Source organism: Lachnoanaerobaculum sp. MSX33 (assembly GCF_000512995.1).
Taxonomy (GTDB): domain Bacteria; phylum Bacillota; class Clostridia; order Lachnospirales; family Lachnospiraceae; genus Lachnoanaerobaculum.
In genome coordinates, this window is the sequence record NZ_AZXX01000082.1 from 16,354 (window position 1) to 31,833 (window position 15,480).

The 15,480-nt window shown below is 38.4% G+C and carries 12 protein-coding genes; 5 read left to right on the forward strand and 7 right to left on the reverse strand.

Annotated features, from left to right (window positions below; all coding sequences use genetic code 11):
* The first annotated feature begins 103 nt into the window (after positions 1-103).
* Together HMPREF1495_RS09160 and HMPREF1495_RS09165 are read left to right on the forward strand one after the other, a co-directional pair.
* Entirely contained in the window at positions 104-1,528 is a 1,425-nt protein-coding gene (locus HMPREF1495_RS09160) for a putative DNA modification/repair radical SAM protein (protein ID WP_034214072.1), read from the forward strand.
* A complete protein-coding gene (locus tag HMPREF1495_RS09165; RefSeq protein WP_034214075.1) occupies positions 1,528-2,292 on the forward strand; it encodes a TIGR03915 family putative DNA repair protein in 765 nt (254 codons plus the stop codon). Before HMPREF1495_RS09160 ends, HMPREF1495_RS09165 begins: the two co-directional genes overlap by 1 nt.
* An 87-nt stretch (positions 2,293-2,379) precedes the next feature.
* Here HMPREF1495_RS09165 and HMPREF1495_RS09170 read toward each other — a convergent pair whose 3' ends face one another.
* From HMPREF1495_RS09170 to HMPREF1495_RS09200, 7 genes are all read right to left on the reverse strand, one after another.
* The gene (locus HMPREF1495_RS09170; protein ID WP_034214078.1) at positions 2,380-4,062 is read right to left on the reverse strand and encodes a peptide ABC transporter substrate-binding protein; all 1,683 of its coding nucleotides are present in this window, start codon (positions 4,060-4,062) and stop codon (positions 2,380-2,382) included.
* Between the two features lie 196 nt (positions 4,063-4,258).
* Positions 4,259-5,911, reverse strand: coding sequence for a peptide ABC transporter substrate-binding protein (locus HMPREF1495_RS09175; RefSeq protein ID WP_034214081.1), 1,653 nt, complete (start codon positions 5,909-5,911; stop codon positions 4,259-4,261).
* 26 nt (positions 5,912-5,937) lie between these two features.
* The gene (locus tag HMPREF1495_RS09180) at positions 5,938-7,599 is read right to left on the reverse strand and encodes a peptide ABC transporter substrate-binding protein (RefSeq protein WP_034214083.1); all 1,662 of its coding nucleotides are present in this window, start codon (positions 7,597-7,599) and stop codon (positions 5,938-5,940) included.
* A gap of 45 nt (positions 7,600-7,644) precedes the next feature.
* On the reverse strand, positions 7,645-8,697 hold the full coding sequence (locus tag HMPREF1495_RS09185) for an ABC transporter ATP-binding protein (RefSeq protein WP_034214087.1): 1,053 nt from the start codon (positions 8,695-8,697) through the stop codon (positions 7,645-7,647).
* 2 nt (positions 8,698-8,699) lie between these two features.
* Positions 8,700-9,698 carry an ABC transporter ATP-binding protein gene (locus HMPREF1495_RS09190; RefSeq protein WP_034214089.1) on the reverse strand — a complete coding sequence of 333 codons (999 nt, stop codon included), beginning with the start codon at positions 9,696-9,698 and terminating at the stop codon, positions 8,700-8,702.
* 12 nt (positions 9,699-9,710) lie between these two features.
* Entirely contained in the window at positions 9,711-10,757 is a 1,047-nt protein-coding gene (locus HMPREF1495_RS09195; protein ID WP_034214092.1) for an ABC transporter permease, read from the reverse strand.
* A gap of 55 nt (positions 10,758-10,812) precedes the next feature.
* Positions 10,813-11,730, reverse strand: a complete 918-nt coding sequence (locus HMPREF1495_RS09200; RefSeq protein WP_034214095.1) for an ABC transporter permease — start codon at positions 11,728-11,730, stop codon at positions 10,813-10,815.
* A gap of 440 nt (positions 11,731-12,170) precedes the next feature.
* Between HMPREF1495_RS09200 and HMPREF1495_RS09205 the strand changes: the two genes are divergently transcribed.
* Genes HMPREF1495_RS09205 through HMPREF1495_RS09215 form a run of 3 tightly spaced genes read left to right on the forward strand, consistent with a single transcriptional unit; the run spans position 12,171 to position 15,474 of the window.
* On the forward strand, positions 12,171-12,482 hold the full coding sequence (locus HMPREF1495_RS09205) for a hypothetical protein (RefSeq protein WP_034214098.1): 312 nt from the start codon (positions 12,171-12,173) through the stop codon (positions 12,480-12,482).
* A gap of 2 nt (positions 12,483-12,484) precedes the next feature.
* Positions 12,485-13,552, forward strand: a complete 1,068-nt coding sequence (locus HMPREF1495_RS09210; RefSeq protein WP_034214101.1) for a V-type ATPase subunit — start codon at positions 12,485-12,487, stop codon at positions 13,550-13,552.
* Entirely contained in the window at positions 13,549-15,474 is a 1,926-nt protein-coding gene (locus HMPREF1495_RS09215) for a V-type ATP synthase subunit I (protein ID WP_034214103.1), read from the forward strand. The genes HMPREF1495_RS09210 and HMPREF1495_RS09215 overlap by 4 nt, the downstream gene beginning before the upstream one ends.
* The last annotated feature ends 6 nt before the right edge of the window (positions 15,475-15,480 follow it).

Consider the following 15,480-nt stretch of genomic DNA (forward strand, 5'->3'; position numbering starts at 1 on the left):
AGCTACCGGATATCATATCCGAGTAGCTTCTTTTTTGGATAAATATTTGAGAAGAAAATACCGCCTTAAATATCCATAAAAACCCCTGTTGACACACGAACGTATGTTTGTGTATAATTTATTTATGATAAACATATGTTCTAATGATGATATTTTTAAAAAGCTTGAAATACTATCAGACGCTGCTAAATATGATGTTGCCTGCACCTCAAGCGGAGTGAATAGAAAGGGAAAAGGAGGATTGCTTGGTAACAGTGTAGCCTCAGGGATATGCCATACTTTCAGTGGCGACGGAAGATGTATTTCCTTGCTTAAGATACTTATGACAAACCATTGTATTTTTGATTGTAAATACTGTATTAACAGAAAAAGTAATGACATACACCGTGCATGCTTTACTCCGAGAGAAATCTGTGAGTTGACTGTGGAATTTTACAAAAGAAATTATATTGAAGGCTTGTTTTTAAGTTCCGGTATAATTAACAGTCCGAACTTTACTATGGAAAGGATCTGTGAAACTCTCATGCTGTTAAGGAACGAATACATGTTTAACGGCTATGTCCATGTTAAGGCAATACCCGGTGCTTCTGATGAATTACTTTTACAGGCCGGCTCTCTTGCAGACAGAATGAGTGTTAATATTGAATTCCCTAGTGAATCAAGCCTTAAAAAATATGCTCCCAATAAAAGCTTTAATCTTATATCAGATCCCATGAAAAAAATAAAAGATTCCATAGAGATGAATAGGTTAAGTATCGGAAAGAGTTCAAAACTCCCAAGAAGTAATATAAATAAATATCTTCCCGGAAGTATATTTAATGATGTAGCCCAAATCGAAGGAGATAATATTTTAAAAACGTCACTCAGCACTAAACAAGCTAATATTCGCCCGTTTGTACCATCCGGACAAAGCACACAAATGATTATCGGTGCCGGTGATGACAGCGACTATACCATATTGATGACTGCACAAAATCTGTATAAAAGCTTTGATTTAAAAAGAGTATTTTATTCCGCATATATTCCTATTAATGAGGATTCATCCCTGCCAAATCTCGGCACACCTGTGCCGCTTTTAAGAGAGCACAGGCTTTATCAAGCTGATTGGCTTATTAGATTTTACGGTTTTAATGCACAGGAACTTCTAAGTAAAGATAATCCGGACTTTAACACCTATATGGATCCTAAATGTAATTGGGCTGTTAAGCATTTGGAGCTCTTCCCTGTAGAAGTACAGACAGCCGACATGGCAAGTTTACTTAGAGTACCGGGTATTGGTCCTAAGGCGGCAAAAAGAATTGTAAATTCTCGCAGATACTCACTTCTTGACTTTAATTCCATTGCCAAGATGGGTGTAGTCTTAAAAAGGGCACAGTACTTTTTAACCTGTAACGGGAAAATGATGTACAAAACCTTATTGGATGAAAAATATATAACAAATAGACTTATCGGCTTAACCGGTAATGAGAACTATCAATACAGCACCGAAAAACAGTTGTCTCTATTTGATGATTTTGGGTTGAAATAATGAAAATATTTACATACGATGATAACTTCTACGCCTTGGCATCATGTATATACACAGCTTGGGAATACAGTCTTTGCCACAAGGATGAAAGTATAAAACTGCAAAAACATTTATTTACACAGCAAGATCTGTTTTCTGAAATTATATATGTAAGCACAGATATTGATAAAGCAAAAAAGGTTATAGAAAGTATTAAATACAAGCTTTCCATACAGACATATGAGACTGTTTATATGGCTTTTTTGTATTATAAAGATACGGGAAATGATGTTTATAATTACCTGAGGCTTGCTTTTAAACATGGCAAAAAAATCAACTATATGTCGGGTGAGGAAATTGTTATGAAGCTTTTAAAGTTTCAAACAGCAGTAAGTCGTGAGATTCACTCCTATAAGGAGGTGACAAGATTTAAAGAGGTGGATAAGGATCTGTTTTTGGCAACTATAGAACCGAAGCATAATATACTTGCCGAGCTCTCCTACCATTTTAAAGATAGAATGCCTTCTCTTAACTGGATCATTATAGATTCTTCAAGAAGCATTGCTCTGATTCACCCAAAGGACAGTGAATGTTATCTTCAAATCGTTGAAAAAAATGAACTTGAAGCTGCTACGAAATTAAATGACATTAAAAATCCTTATTCAAAACTGTGGAAAGTATTCTTTGAAAACATTTCAATAGAGGAAAGGGGAAATGTAAATCTACAAAGACAAAATTGTCCTCTAAGAAAAAGAAAGTATATGACCGAATTTATAGATGAATGACAATACCGAAATTCAAAACCGGGTTGTCGTTTAAAATTAACGACAACCCGCCTTTTATACTAAAATGTATGCTTTACTATTCAATTCTTACTCCGCTATATCCGCATACTCAAAGTGCCAGAAGCCGTCAGGTGAATGCCAGCTGCCTGTTATCTTATCACTCTGAAGATAGAAATCATTGTAATAAAGAAGCGGAACCATAGCTGTATCCTTCATTATGAAGTCTTCAGCCTGATGTAAGTATCCGAACCTTGTCTGTGGATCTTTCTCTGTAGCCGCCTTGCTCATAAGAGCATCGAACTCAGGATTGCTGTACTTGGCATTGTTGTTTCCGTTTCCGGTTAATGCAAGCTCCAAGATATTTGAAGGGTCATTGTAATCCATTACCCAACCGTCTCTTGCTATCTGATAGTTACCCGATCTTCTCTGTGGTGTAAATGACTTCCACTCAACGATATTTACCTGTACCTTAAGACCAAGCTCACCCCATGCCTGCTGTAAATACTCGGCAATCTTTTTGTGATAACTTGCATCATTGGTTGAGTAAACCATCTCAGGTAAGCCGACACCGTTCTCATATCCTGCTTCTTTTAAAAGCTCTTTAGCCTTTGCAAGATTACCTGCATGATCGTCGATATTTATATAAGCTGATTTATCTGTTATATTATCCTGCCATGCTGTTCCGTTCCAGTCTGTTACACCTTCACTTACAAAGCCGCTTGCAGGAGTATATGTACCTGCTGTAATTGTCTCTGAAATATATTTTCTGTCTAAAGCAAGTGAAAGTGCCTCTCTTACTTTAGGATCCTTGAACTCATCTAAGGTAGTGTTTAAATCAAGATAATATGTTCCAAGTATAGGATCTATATGGAAATCCGATCTATCCTTTAATGTTGTAATCTCCTGTGTAGGAACATCCTTAATCATTAAAGCATCACCTGATTCATATGCACTGAATGTCGCATTCTGGTCCTGCATAAGAAGACATTTGATACCGTCAAGCTTTATGGAATCCGCATCCCAATAGTTCTCATTTTTCTCAAACATAAGGTAACTTCCCGGTTCCCATCCTGTAAGTTTGAAAGGACCTGTTGAGATATATGTCTTAGGATCGATACTCCAACCGTCAGGATTTGCCTCTACAACATCCTTCTTAACAGGTGAAAGAGAAACAAATGCGGCAAGCTTATCAAAGTATGGTGTAGGCTTTGCCATATGTACAATCAAAGTCTTTTCATCCGGTGCCTCTACTTTTAACTTTGTAGGATCCGGATCTACTGTGGTATTGCCGTCAGCGTCAGGTCTTCCGATAGCATCGTCATAGCCTTCCACCATTCCGAGTACTGTCTGTGCATAAGGTGCGGCAACACTCGGATCAACCAATCTCTGCCAACTGTATACAAAATCATCAGCTGTAAGAGCTGAACCGTCAGACCACTTTAAGCCGTCTCTTAAGTGGAATGTCCATGTAAGCTGATCATCACTTACTTCATACTTCTCGGCAAGTCCCGGTACAACTTTTCCGTCTTTGTCCATCTTTAAAAGATTGTCAAAGGCAAACAATATATAGTTTGCTCCGTCTACGGCAGAGTTGAGTGCAGGATCAATTGACTCTACATCAGGTCCGAGCTGAATTGTAAGTATCTTCTTACCTGCAGCTGTTTGTGTAGTATCACCACTTTTTGCACCGCCTGATTTTGAACCGCCACATCCTGACAGGGCCATTGCACCGGCTATTGCCAATGCGGCAACAATAATTCTTTTTTTCATTAATTCCTCCTCCATTTTTAACTTTATTCAATTGTTTGAATAAATATACCATAATTGAATATCTTTGTCTACCCTAAAAATTAAATAAATGATATATTGACAGGTTAAAACATTCGAAAATCAAATTTATACATCAAAAAAATCAATATTTATACAAAAAGAGCCGGAAGAAAAATTCCGACTCTAAATAAATACTTTATTCTGCTATATCGGCATACTCAAAGTGCCAAATACCGTCTGATGTATAGAAACTGTCTGTTATCTTATCGCTCTGAAGATATGTCTCATTTTGATACATTAGCGGAATAACTCCGGCATCTTTTAATAGAAGTTCCTCAGCCTGATGGAAATATCCGAATCTTGTCTTTGCATCAGACTCTTGTGCAGCCTTATCAAGGAGCGCATCAAACTCAGGGTTTTTGTATTTTGAGTTGTTGTTTCCGTTTGTACTGTATACACACTCAAGAAGATTTGAAGGATCATTGTAATCCATTACCCATCCGTCTCTTGCTATCTGATAGTTTCCTGATCTTCTCTGCGGTATAAATGACTTCCACTCAACGATGTTTACTTCAACATTTATTCCAAGCTCTTTCCAAGCCTGCTGTAAGTACTCTGCAACCTTCTTGTTGAGACCTGCATCGTTGGTTGTGTATGACATTGTAGGAAGGCCTGCACCGTTCTCATGTCCTGCCTCTGCTAAAAGCTCCTTAGCCTTTGCAAGGTTTGCAGCAAAATTGTCATTGTCATAGTATACAGACTTATCTGTGATATTGTCAGCCCATGCGCTTCCGTCCCAGTCCACTACACCTGTCGGAATAAAGCCTGTTGCAGGTGAATTTATACCTGCTGTAATAGTCTCAGCCATATACTTTCTGTCAAGTGCAAGTGCAAGCGCCTCTCTCACCTTAGGATCTTTAAACTCTTCCAAATCATTGTTCACATCGATATATGCTATTCCAAGCTTAGGATCGGTCTTGAAATCAGGTCTCTTCTGCATTGTTGTTATCTCCTGTACAGGGTAATCCTTAATCATTAAGGCATCGCCTGACTCATATGCGCTGAAAGCGGCATTCTGATCCTGCATAAGGAGACATTTGATACCGTCAAGCTTTACAGCATCCTTATTCCAGTAATTTTCATTCTTTGTAACCAATAAATAACTTCCCTGCTTCCACTCTGTAAGCTTGAAAGGACCTGTAGAGATATATGTCTTAGGATCAAGACTCCATCCGTCAGGATTTGCCTCCACTACGTCTTTCTTTACAGGTGAAAGTGCTGCAAATGCCGCAAGTCTGTCAAAGTATGGTGCAGGATGTGACATATGAACAACCAAAGTCTTGTCATCCGGTGCCTCTACCTTAAGCTTTGTGATGTCAGGATCTATAGTAGGATTACCGTCCGCATCAGGCTTACCGATAGCCTCGTCATATCCCTCTACCATTCCAAGTACGGTCTCTGCATATGGAGCGGCAACTTCAGGGTCAACCATTCTCTGCCAGCTGTATACAAAGTCTTCAGCTTTAAAATCTGAACCGTCAGACCACTTAAGTCCGTCTCTCAGATGGAAAGTCCATGTAAGTCCGTCATCACTTACTTCATATTTCTCAGCCAAACTTGGCGCTATCTTACCGTCCTTATCAAGTCTAAGCAAATTGTCTGATATCATTGTCAGATAGTTTGCACCGTCAGCTGACTGATTAAGTGCAGGGTCAATTGTTTCAACATCAGGTCCTTCCTCGATAGTAAGGATCTTTCCGCTCTTACTTGCGGACTTTGAACCTCCACATGCTGAAAGTGCTACTGCTGCAGCAATTGTCAGTGTAGCCAAAAACAATCTTTTTCTCATAAATTCTCCTAAAATTCTAATATTTTTTATTCTGCAATATCGGCATACTCAAAGTGATAGATACCGTCAGCTGTATGATAGCTGTCTTTTACCTTATCGCTCTGAAGATACATCTCATTGTAGTAAAGAAGCGGTGTTACACCCATATCTCTCATGAGCATCTCCTCAGCCTGATGAAAATATCCGAATCTTGTCTGCGGATCAACCTCTTTAGCCGCTTTTTCCAAGAGTGCATCGTACTCAGGGTTCGAGTACTTTGAGCTGTTGTTTCCGTTTCCTGTCTGTGTAAGCTGAAGGATATTTGAAGGATCGTTGTAATCCATTACCCAACCGTCTCTTGCAATCTGATAGTTTCCGGATCTTCTCTGTGGTGTAAATGACTTCCACTCAACTATATTAACTTCCACATTAACTCCGAGCTCTTTCCATGCCTGCTGTAAATACTCGGCAATCTTCTTGTGATAAGCCGAATCATTTGTTGAGTATGTAAGTGTAGGAAGTCCTTCACCGTTCGGATGTCCGGCCTCAGCCAAAAGCTCTTTAGCCTTTGCAAGGTTACCCGCGAAATCGTCAACATTTATATACACTGAAGGGTCTGTAATATTATCTGTCCAAAGCGATCCGTCCCAGTCTGATGTACCGGCACTTACAAAACCTGTTGCAGGAGTATATGTACCTGCTGTGATAGTCTCTGAAATATACTTTCTGTCAAGTGCAAGTGAAAGTGCCTGACGAACTCTTGCATCTTTGAACTCATCCAATGTGTTGTTCAAGTCGATGAAATATGTTCCAAGCTGTGGATCAAGGTGATAGTCGGCTCTCTTTTGCAATGTTGTGATTTCCTGTGTAGGAATATCCTTAATCATTAAAGCATCTCCCGACTCATATGCACTGAATGCGGCATTCTGATCCTGCATAAGAAGACATTTGATACCGTCAAGCTTTACGGCATCCTTGTTCCAGTAATTCTCATTTTTCTCAAGCATTAAATAGCTGCCTGATTTCCACTCTGTAAGTTTGAACGGACCTGAAGAGATATATGTCTTCGGATCAAGTGTCCATCCGTCAGGATTTGCATCTACTACATCTTTCTTTACAGGTGAAAGTGCGGCAAATGTTGCAAGCTTGTCAAAATAAGGTGTAGGTGATGACATATGAACTACCAAAGTCTTGTCATCGGTTGCCTCAACACCGAGTTTTGTAACATCGGGGTCTATTGTAGGGTTACCGTCGGCATCAGGTTTACCTATAGCCTCCTCATAACCTTCCAACATTCCGAGAGTTATCTCCGCATATGGTGCGGCAACCTCAGGGTCGATCATTCTCTGCCAGCTGTATACGAAGTCATTAGCTGTAAGATCCGAACCGTCAGACCACTTTAATCCGTCTCTTAAATGGAATGTCCATGTAAGTCCGTCATCGCTTACTTCATATTTTTCAGCTAAACTTGGAGCCACTTTACCGTCCTTGTCAACTCTTAACAAGTTGTCAAAAAGATATGTGAGATAGTTTGCTCCGTCATTTGTTGTATTGAGTGCAGGGTCAATTGACTCCACTTCCGGTCCCAATTCGATAGTAAGAATCTTGCCTCCCGCCTTTGCAGCCGACTTTGCTCCTCCGCCGCCGCAACCTGAAAGCACAAGTGCACCGGTAAGAACCAATGTAGCTAAAACCAATTGTTTCTTCATAAATCCTCCTAAATATTTTTTATCAAAACCGACAGGTTCTAATTTTTAATTTATCCTCTCGATATTGTGGCAGGCTACAAAATGTCCTTTTTCCACTTCTCTCCACTTCGGAACTTCCATTGCACACTGCTCTGTAGCATATTTACATCTGGTTCTAAAATGGCATCCGCTTGGCGGATTAAGAGGTGAAGGTACTTCACCCTCAAGTACAATTCTCGATCTTTCTCTTGATACCTTAGGATCCGCTACAGGTATAGCTGAAATAAGGCTCTTTGTATATGGATGAAGCGGTCTGAAAATAATCTCTCCGGACTCTGCAAGCTCAACCATTCTACCAAGATACATAACACCGATTCTGTTACTTATATGATTTACAATAGACAGGTCATGGGCGATAAACAGATAGGTAAGCCCTCTTTCCTTTTGTAAATCCTCAAACATATTTACAACCTGAGCCTGAATGGAAACGTCAAGTGCGGATACAGGCTCATCCGCAACGATAAAGTCGGGATCCACTACAAGCGCTCTTGCAATACCTACTCTTTGTCTCTGTCCTCCCGAGAACTCGTGAGGATATCTGTTGGCATGCTCGGAGTTAAGACCTACAGTCTTTAAAACCTCAATAATTTTGTCCTGTCTGTCTTTTTTTGAAGCCGCAATCTTATTGATATCGATAGCTTCACCGATAATATCTCCGACCGTCATTCTCGGGTCAAGTGATGCATAAGGATCCTGGAAAACTATCTGAAGTTTTTTTCTGTAAGGATACATATTTACCGCAGTCTTTTTTCCAAGCTTAGGTACACCGTTTTCGATAATATCGTTACCGTTCTCATCAACAAGAGGTACTTTTCCGCTGTCAAAAAGCACTTGGTCTTTGTATATTATTCTTCCGTCTGTAGGCTCATAGAGTCTAAGCAAAGATCTACCTGTTGTGGTTTTACCGCAACCCGACTCTCCTACAAGTCCCAGAGTTTCTCCCTTTTCAATATAGAAAGAAACATCATCCACAGCTCTTACATATTTCTTATTTTTACCAAAACCTCCAACAGGGAAGAATTGTTGTAAATGTTCAACTCTAATTATTTTTTCAGACATACTTATTCTCCCTCTGTATTATTATCTTCTTCCAACTCATTTAACCAACACTGTGAATAATGAGTTTCACTGAAATTCTTAACAGGCGGCATTTCTCTTAAGCATATCTTCATACAAGAATCACATCTGGAAGCAAAAGGACAACCCTTCGGCGGATTAAGCATATCCACAGGAGTACCCTCGATAGGTACAAGTCTTTCATAATCAGCCTCATACATCTTTGGGATACTCTTTAAAAGTCCCTTTGTATATTCATGCTTCGGATTGTAAAAAATATCGTCTGTAAGACCGCTCTCTATAATTTTTCCCGCATACATAACCGCTATTCTGTCACAGATATTTGCAACCACACCAAGGTCATGTGTAATCATAATAATCGCCATGCCAAGCTTATTCTTAAGCTCAATCATAAGCTCTATAATCTGTGCCTGAATAGTAACGTCAAGCGCTGTTGTAGGCTCATCCGCTATCAGAAGCTTAGGCTCGCAGGCAAGCGCCATAGCGATCATAACTCTCTGTCTCATACCTCCTGAGAGCTCGTGAGGATATTGCTTAAGTCTCTTATCAGGCTCGTTTATCCCTACCAAAGTAAGAAGCTCTTTTGCTCTTTCCTTTGCCTCTTTTTTATTCTTATTTGTATGCAGAAGTATAACTTCCATTATCTGGTTTCCGATAGTATATACCGGATTCAAGCTGGTCATAGGATCCTGGAAAATGATTGAAACTTCATTTCCACGGATTTTTCTCATTTCTTTTTCACTCATTTCATTGATGTGATATCCGTTGAAGTATAAATCTCCACCTATGATCTTTCCCGGATTTGCTATAAGCCCCATAAGAGAATAGCTTGTAACACTCTTTCCGGAGCCTGACTCTCCTACTACTCCCAGCACTTCTCCTTCGTTTACATAGAAGGAAACATCATCTAAGGCTTTCACCTCTCCTGCCGGAGTAAAGAAGGAAAGTCTCTCATGTTCTATATCTACAAGATGTTTACTCATAATTACCTTCCTTTAATTCTTTAGCTTAGGATCAAATGCATCACGGAGTCCGTCTCCCAAAAGGTTAAGACTAAGTATTATCAAACTGATAAGTATTGCCGGTGCGAACAAAAGATGTGGATATGACTGCAATCCTGTTATGGCATCGGAAGCAAGTGAACCGAGAGACGGCATAGGAACAGCCACACCAAGTCCCAAAAATGACAAATAACTCTCTGTAAAGATAGCAGAAGGTATTTGCAATGTAGTTGTAACAATCAATGTACCGATAGTATTTGTAAGCAAGTGCTTTCTGATAATCTGACCGCTCTTTGCACCGAGTGCCCTTGCAGCTGTAACATACTCCTGCTCTTTTAATACAAGAATCTGTCCACGGACAATTCTTGCCATACCTACCCAGTAAAGAAGGGCAAAAACTATAAATATACTTATAAGATTTATACCGAGAACATTGATCCATCCGAATCCCGGCGCAGACGCCAAAAGCTTCATAGGCTTCTTAAGCGCAAAAGTAAGAAGTATTATAAGTAATATATCAGGAACTGTATATATTACATCTACAATTCTCATCATTATAAGGTCAACCCATCCGCCGGTAAATGCCGCAACGGAACCGTAAATCGAACCGATTATAAGCACGATAAATGATGCCAAAAGTCCTACTATAAGTGAAATTCTGGCTCCCATCATTACTCTTATTGCATAGTCTCTTCCAAGACTGTCTGTTCCGAGTATATGTGGAAATACCTTCTCTCCTGCGGCAATTCTTGCAAGTTCTCCTGCAGAATACTGCATAGGCATAAGTCTCTCGCTGCCCTTTAACTGTATTGCATAGTTATATGGGTAAAATATCGGCACTATAAATGCAAGTATCAATATAACAAAAAATACTGCCAAAGATGCAAGTGCCACTTTATTCTTTAAAAGTCTTCGAAATCCGTCCTGCCAGAAGCTGACACTCTGACGCATCACTACCAGACTTTCTTTTTCTTCTTTGCTGGCGGGCAAAAAATCTTCAGGCGATAAATTTAAATGCCCTGAAATAATATGTTTGCTCATTATATATAGGGATGCCACAAAAAACTTGTGACAACCTTCTCCTTTCTTATAGGCTTTACTTAAGTTTTATTCTAGGATCTACGATCGTATATGCAATATCTACCACTACGTTCATAAAAATAATAAGAGTTGCCAGGAATATGGTAGTTCCCATGATAACTGTATAGTCCTGATTTATAACAGAACTTACAAACTCACCTCCAAGTCCCGGAATGGTGAATATCTTCTCTACAACAAAGCTTCCTACAAGTGTATACGCTACAAGCGGACCCATATATGTAATGATAGGCAAAATAGCATTTCTGAGTGCATGCTTAAACAAAATAACATTCTCTGAAAGACCTTTTGCTCTTGCTGTTCTCATATAGTCCTGTCCAAGTACGTCAAGCATTGAAGATCTCATCTGTCTTGCAATATAAGCTGTAGGATAAAATGAAAGCGCCAGTACCGGCATGATATAGTTTAACGGTGATGTAAGACCGTATGTAGGCAAAAGTTCAAGCTTTACGCCTAAAAAGTACATTAGAATAGTACAAACAACGAAACTCGGTACCGCTATTCCCAAAGTTGCAAACATTATTATAAGTCTGTCAAGTACCTTCCCTCTGTTAAGTGCGGCAACAGAACCCAAAGGCACTCCGAATATTAATGCAAGGACTATAGATATTCCACCCACTCTGGCAGAAACAGGAAATTTTGTGGATATTATCTGAGCTACATCTCTTCCCCTTTGTTTTATACTTATTCCAAAATCACCTTTCAATGCATTTTTAAAATAGTTGATATACTGCACTGTAATAGGCTTATCAAGGCCATATTTTACCTCCAATGCTTTTTGAGCCGCTTTTGAAATTGACTTATCCGCAGCGAAAGGTCCTCCCGGAACTTGCTGCATCAGGAAAAAAGTCAAGGTTGATACGATGAATATTGTTGCTATTCCGAATATCAACCTTTTGATAATATACTTTAACACGATTTCCTCTCCTTTACTTTTTATTTTTTCTATAAGTTATTAAAGTATCTTGCCAATATTTTATGCTTTTAGATATTTTCACATAGAAATAAAAGCTTGTACAAAAAAATAGCAGGCAAGCACCGTTGCTAAATATTGCCTACTTCCTACACAATTATACACTATTCTATTATCTTTTTCAAGACTCTGTTCGTATAGCGTGCACTTATGTTTGTCGATAGAACACATAATATTTTTTTGTAATTTCAGCTTTATATTTCTTTATATTTTCTTTATCTTCTTTATGCAATATATCCCTTTACTTTTTTCAAAAAAGGTATATGATATTTTAGACAAATGTGTTTCTTCCTATTAAATGTACCACATAAGTAGCCTGAAATATATTTGAGTGGTTTGCCTTACATGGTATATCACATAATACTATTTACTAAGGAGGTTTTATGGATGATATAATAAGCAGGCTTTCTGAAATAGAAGACTCATCTCAAAGTCACGTTGATGATGCCGTTCAAAAGAAAAAGGAAATCGCTGCTGAGATTAACGCCAGGAAAGAGCTTTGGAAGCAAGATCTTGATGCTAAGACAAAGGCCCGAATTGCCGAGTTGCAGGAATCTATGAACTTGTCGAAAGAAAAAAAGATTTCCGAACTCAAACAACAGTCTGAGAAGGCCTTTAAGAATCTGCAAGACATGTATGACACTCACCATGATAAATATGTGGATATGCTATTCTCAAACATGATTAAGGAGTAGCCATGGGAAATTTATTTAAATACTCTTCCCTTACCACTAAGATTCGTTCTATGTCAAGTGACTTAATAAGTATTGACGGTTTCAAATCACTCTGTGAATGTGAAACCATCACTGATGCAATGAATGAACTTATGCATTATAAATATTACCGTGATGCATTTAAAAAAGTTGATATTTCTACATTACATCGTGAGGACATAGAGCAAATATTATTGTTAAGTAATCTGGAAGAGTTTTCAAGGCTCTACAAATTTAACTCGGGTACTCCGAGAAAATATCTGAATTTAGTATCTATGTACAATACAATCTATGTCTTAAAGCGTATACTGCGAGACATTCTCAGTCATAGACCAACATCTTTGGATTTAAAATCGTATTCCAAATATATGGGTGCAAAGACAAATCTGAACATCGATGAGCTTATGTCTGCACAAGACGTTTCACAATTTGTTGATTCCCTGAAAAATACAGAATATTATGATTGTACAAATCAGGTATTGTCTACCGGAAGTACCAATATATTTGACTATGCTCTTGCTCTTGACTCTTACTATTTTGAGATTTGTTTCAAATTTGCACAAAAAGAGCTTAAAGGTGATGAAAGCAAAGAAGTACTCTCAATCCTCGGAACAAGATGCGATTTCCTTAATATGCAATGGATATACAGAACCAAGAAGTATTATAAAGTAAGTAATACAAAGGTATATGCCACTCTCATCCCGCATTACTACAAGATAAGCGTAGATGAAATAAAGCAAATGGTTGAGGCCGAAAATCTTGATGAGTTTTTTGTAATATTTGACAATTCATACTATGGAAAATTGTCTGCAAAGCTTTTCAAGTACAAACCCGGCATAGAAGAATTTTATATGAGGACGTTGGAATATCTGTATAGTAAACATAAAAAGGATAATCCGTATTCTTTGGCAAGCCTCAGCTACTATCTGTATTCCAGGGAACTTGAGATAAGCAGAGTTATAGAGATAATAGAATCCATCAGATATTCGCTTCCTCCGGAAGATATTGTCTCTAATATTTTAAAACTTGAAACAAGGAGGTCTTTCGCATGATTGAGAGAATGGAATTCTTGAATATCACAGGCCCGAAAGACGATATTGACAGAATCATAGAAACCTATATCAGTAAGTATGATTTTCAATTGGAAAATGCTCTTTCAGAGCTTAAAAATGTCAAAGAGTTGCATGCCTTCAATGAAAGCAATCCTTATAAAGACATCTTGGCAAGATCGCAGGAACTGAAAGAATACTTTAAAGATACCGGTTTACACACGAATCGTCACATGAGTATCGAGGAGGCCGACAAAATAACCCGGAATATTTCAGACAAGGTCTATTCTTTATCACAAAAAAAGAGTGAACTTGAATCGGAACTTGCCGGATACGAGGAAAAGCTTAAAAATGTCCACTATTTTATAGGACTGGATTATGACACCGAAAAGATTCTGCACTTTAAGTATGTAAACTTCAGATTCGGTTCCATGCCGACGGAATATTATGAAAAGTTTATGACCTTTGTGTATGAAGGTATTGACACTATTTTTTACAAGGCAAGAGAAATAGATGATAAGGTATGGGGTGTATATTTTGTACCGGATGCCATTTCGGAGCAAATAGACGCTATATATTCTTCAATGCATTTTGAAAGATTTTTCCTGCCTGATGAGTACCATGGTACACCTGAATATTCAAGTGCCAAGCTTCAGGAAAAGATTAAAGAATTGCAGGACAATATACTTAATATCGACAATAAGATAATAAGTGTACTTGAAAACAGCCGTGAAGATTTTCTTTTGGCTAATCAGGTACTTTTCAGATTCAACAAGGTTTTTGAGGTCAGAAAGTATGCGGCAGCCACCAGAGATAACAGAAAAGATAAGAAAGTCTTCTATATCATATGCGGATGGCTTACAAAAGATGATGCCGAAAAACTGGCAAAAGAGCTTGAAAACGAGCCGAGTACTTTCTGCATTGCGGAAAGAAATTTATCAAAAATAAGCAGTACTCCGCCTATAAAGTTAAAGAACAATGCCCTTTTCAAACCTTATGAAATGTTTGTTGAAATGTACGGCTTGCCGAATTATAAGGAATTTGATCCTACAATACTTATAGCTCTGACATATTCCGTTTTGTTCGGTTTTATGTTCGGAGATGTCGGACAGGGTCTTGTGCTTTTAATACTCGGAAGTATTATTGCCTATAAGAAGAAATCAAGGCTTGCGGCAATTATTGCCAGATGCGGATTCTTCTCTACAATATTCGGATTCTTATTCGGTTCGATATTCGGATTTGAAGATATAATACAGCCGCTTTGGGTAAGACCCGCAAAAGCAATGACTGCACTTCCTGTTATCGGAAATTTAAATACGGTCTTTGTGGTAACTATAACACTGGGTATGTTCATAATAATACTTATGATGATCTTAAGTATTTTGACAAAGCTTAGGTTTAATGAACCGGGTGAAGCATTGTTTGATGCAAACGGTGTGGCAGGACTTGTATTCTATGCATCGGCACTTATTACCATAATACTGTTTATGACAGGTAATCATATGCCGGCGGCAATTGTGCTGTTTATAATGTTTGTACTTCCTTTAATTTTAATTTTCTTAAAAGAGCCTTTATCGGCTGTATTGGAAAAGAAAAAGATACATCTTGAAGGAGGTGTAGGCATGTTTATTCTGCAGGGATTCTTTGAGCTTTTTGAAGTGCTTTTAAGCTACTTTTCAAACTCTCTTTCCTTTGTCAGAGTGGGTGCGTTTGCAGTCAGCCATGCGGCAATGATGGAAGTAGTGCTTATGCTTTCAGGTGCTGAAAGCGGCAATATCAACTGGATAGTTGTTGTCCTCGGAAATATCTTTGTAATGGGTATGGAAGGTTTAATTGTAGGTATACAGGTATTACGTCTTGAGTATTATGAGTTGTTCTCAAGATTTTATACAGGTGACGGTAGAGAATTTAAACCTTATTCATAGTAAATA

Excerpts from the sequence above, each read along its gene's own strand:
- HMPREF1495_RS09160 (WP_034214072.1), top strand. The coding sequence starts at position 104 with ATGTTTGTGTATAATTTATTTATGATAAACATATGTTCTAATGATGAT.
- HMPREF1495_RS09195 (WP_034214092.1), bottom strand. The coding sequence starts at position 10,757 with ATGAGCAAACATATTATTTCAGGGCATTTAAATTTATCGCCTGAAGAT.
- HMPREF1495_RS09190 (WP_034214089.1), bottom strand. The coding sequence starts at position 9,698 with ATGAGTAAACATCTTGTAGATATAGAACATGAGAGACTTTCCTTCTTT.
- HMPREF1495_RS09180 (WP_034214083.1), bottom strand. The coding sequence starts at position 7,599 with ATGAAGAAACAATTGGTTTTAGCTACATTGGTTCTTACCGGTGCACTT.
- HMPREF1495_RS09210 (WP_034214101.1), top strand. The coding sequence starts at position 12,485 with ATGGGAAATTTATTTAAATACTCTTCCCTTACCACTAAGATTCGTTCT.
- HMPREF1495_RS09175 (WP_034214081.1), bottom strand. The coding sequence starts at position 5,911 with ATGAGAAAAAGATTGTTTTTGGCTACACTGACAATTGCTGCAGCAGTA.
- HMPREF1495_RS09215 (WP_034214103.1), top strand. The coding sequence starts at position 13,549 with ATGATTGAGAGAATGGAATTCTTGAATATCACAGGCCCGAAAGACGAT.
- HMPREF1495_RS09170 (WP_034214078.1), bottom strand. The coding sequence starts at position 4,062 with ATGAAAAAAAGAATTATTGTTGCCGCATTGGCAATAGCCGGTGCAATG.
- HMPREF1495_RS09165 (WP_034214075.1), top strand. The coding sequence starts at position 1,528 with ATGAAAATATTTACATACGATGATAACTTCTACGCCTTGGCATCATGT.
- HMPREF1495_RS09205 (WP_034214098.1), top strand. The coding sequence starts at position 12,171 with ATGGATGATATAATAAGCAGGCTTTCTGAAATAGAAGACTCATCTCAA.
- HMPREF1495_RS09185 (WP_034214087.1), bottom strand. The coding sequence starts at position 8,697 with ATGTCTGAAAAAATAATTAGAGTTGAACATTTACAACAATTCTTCCCT.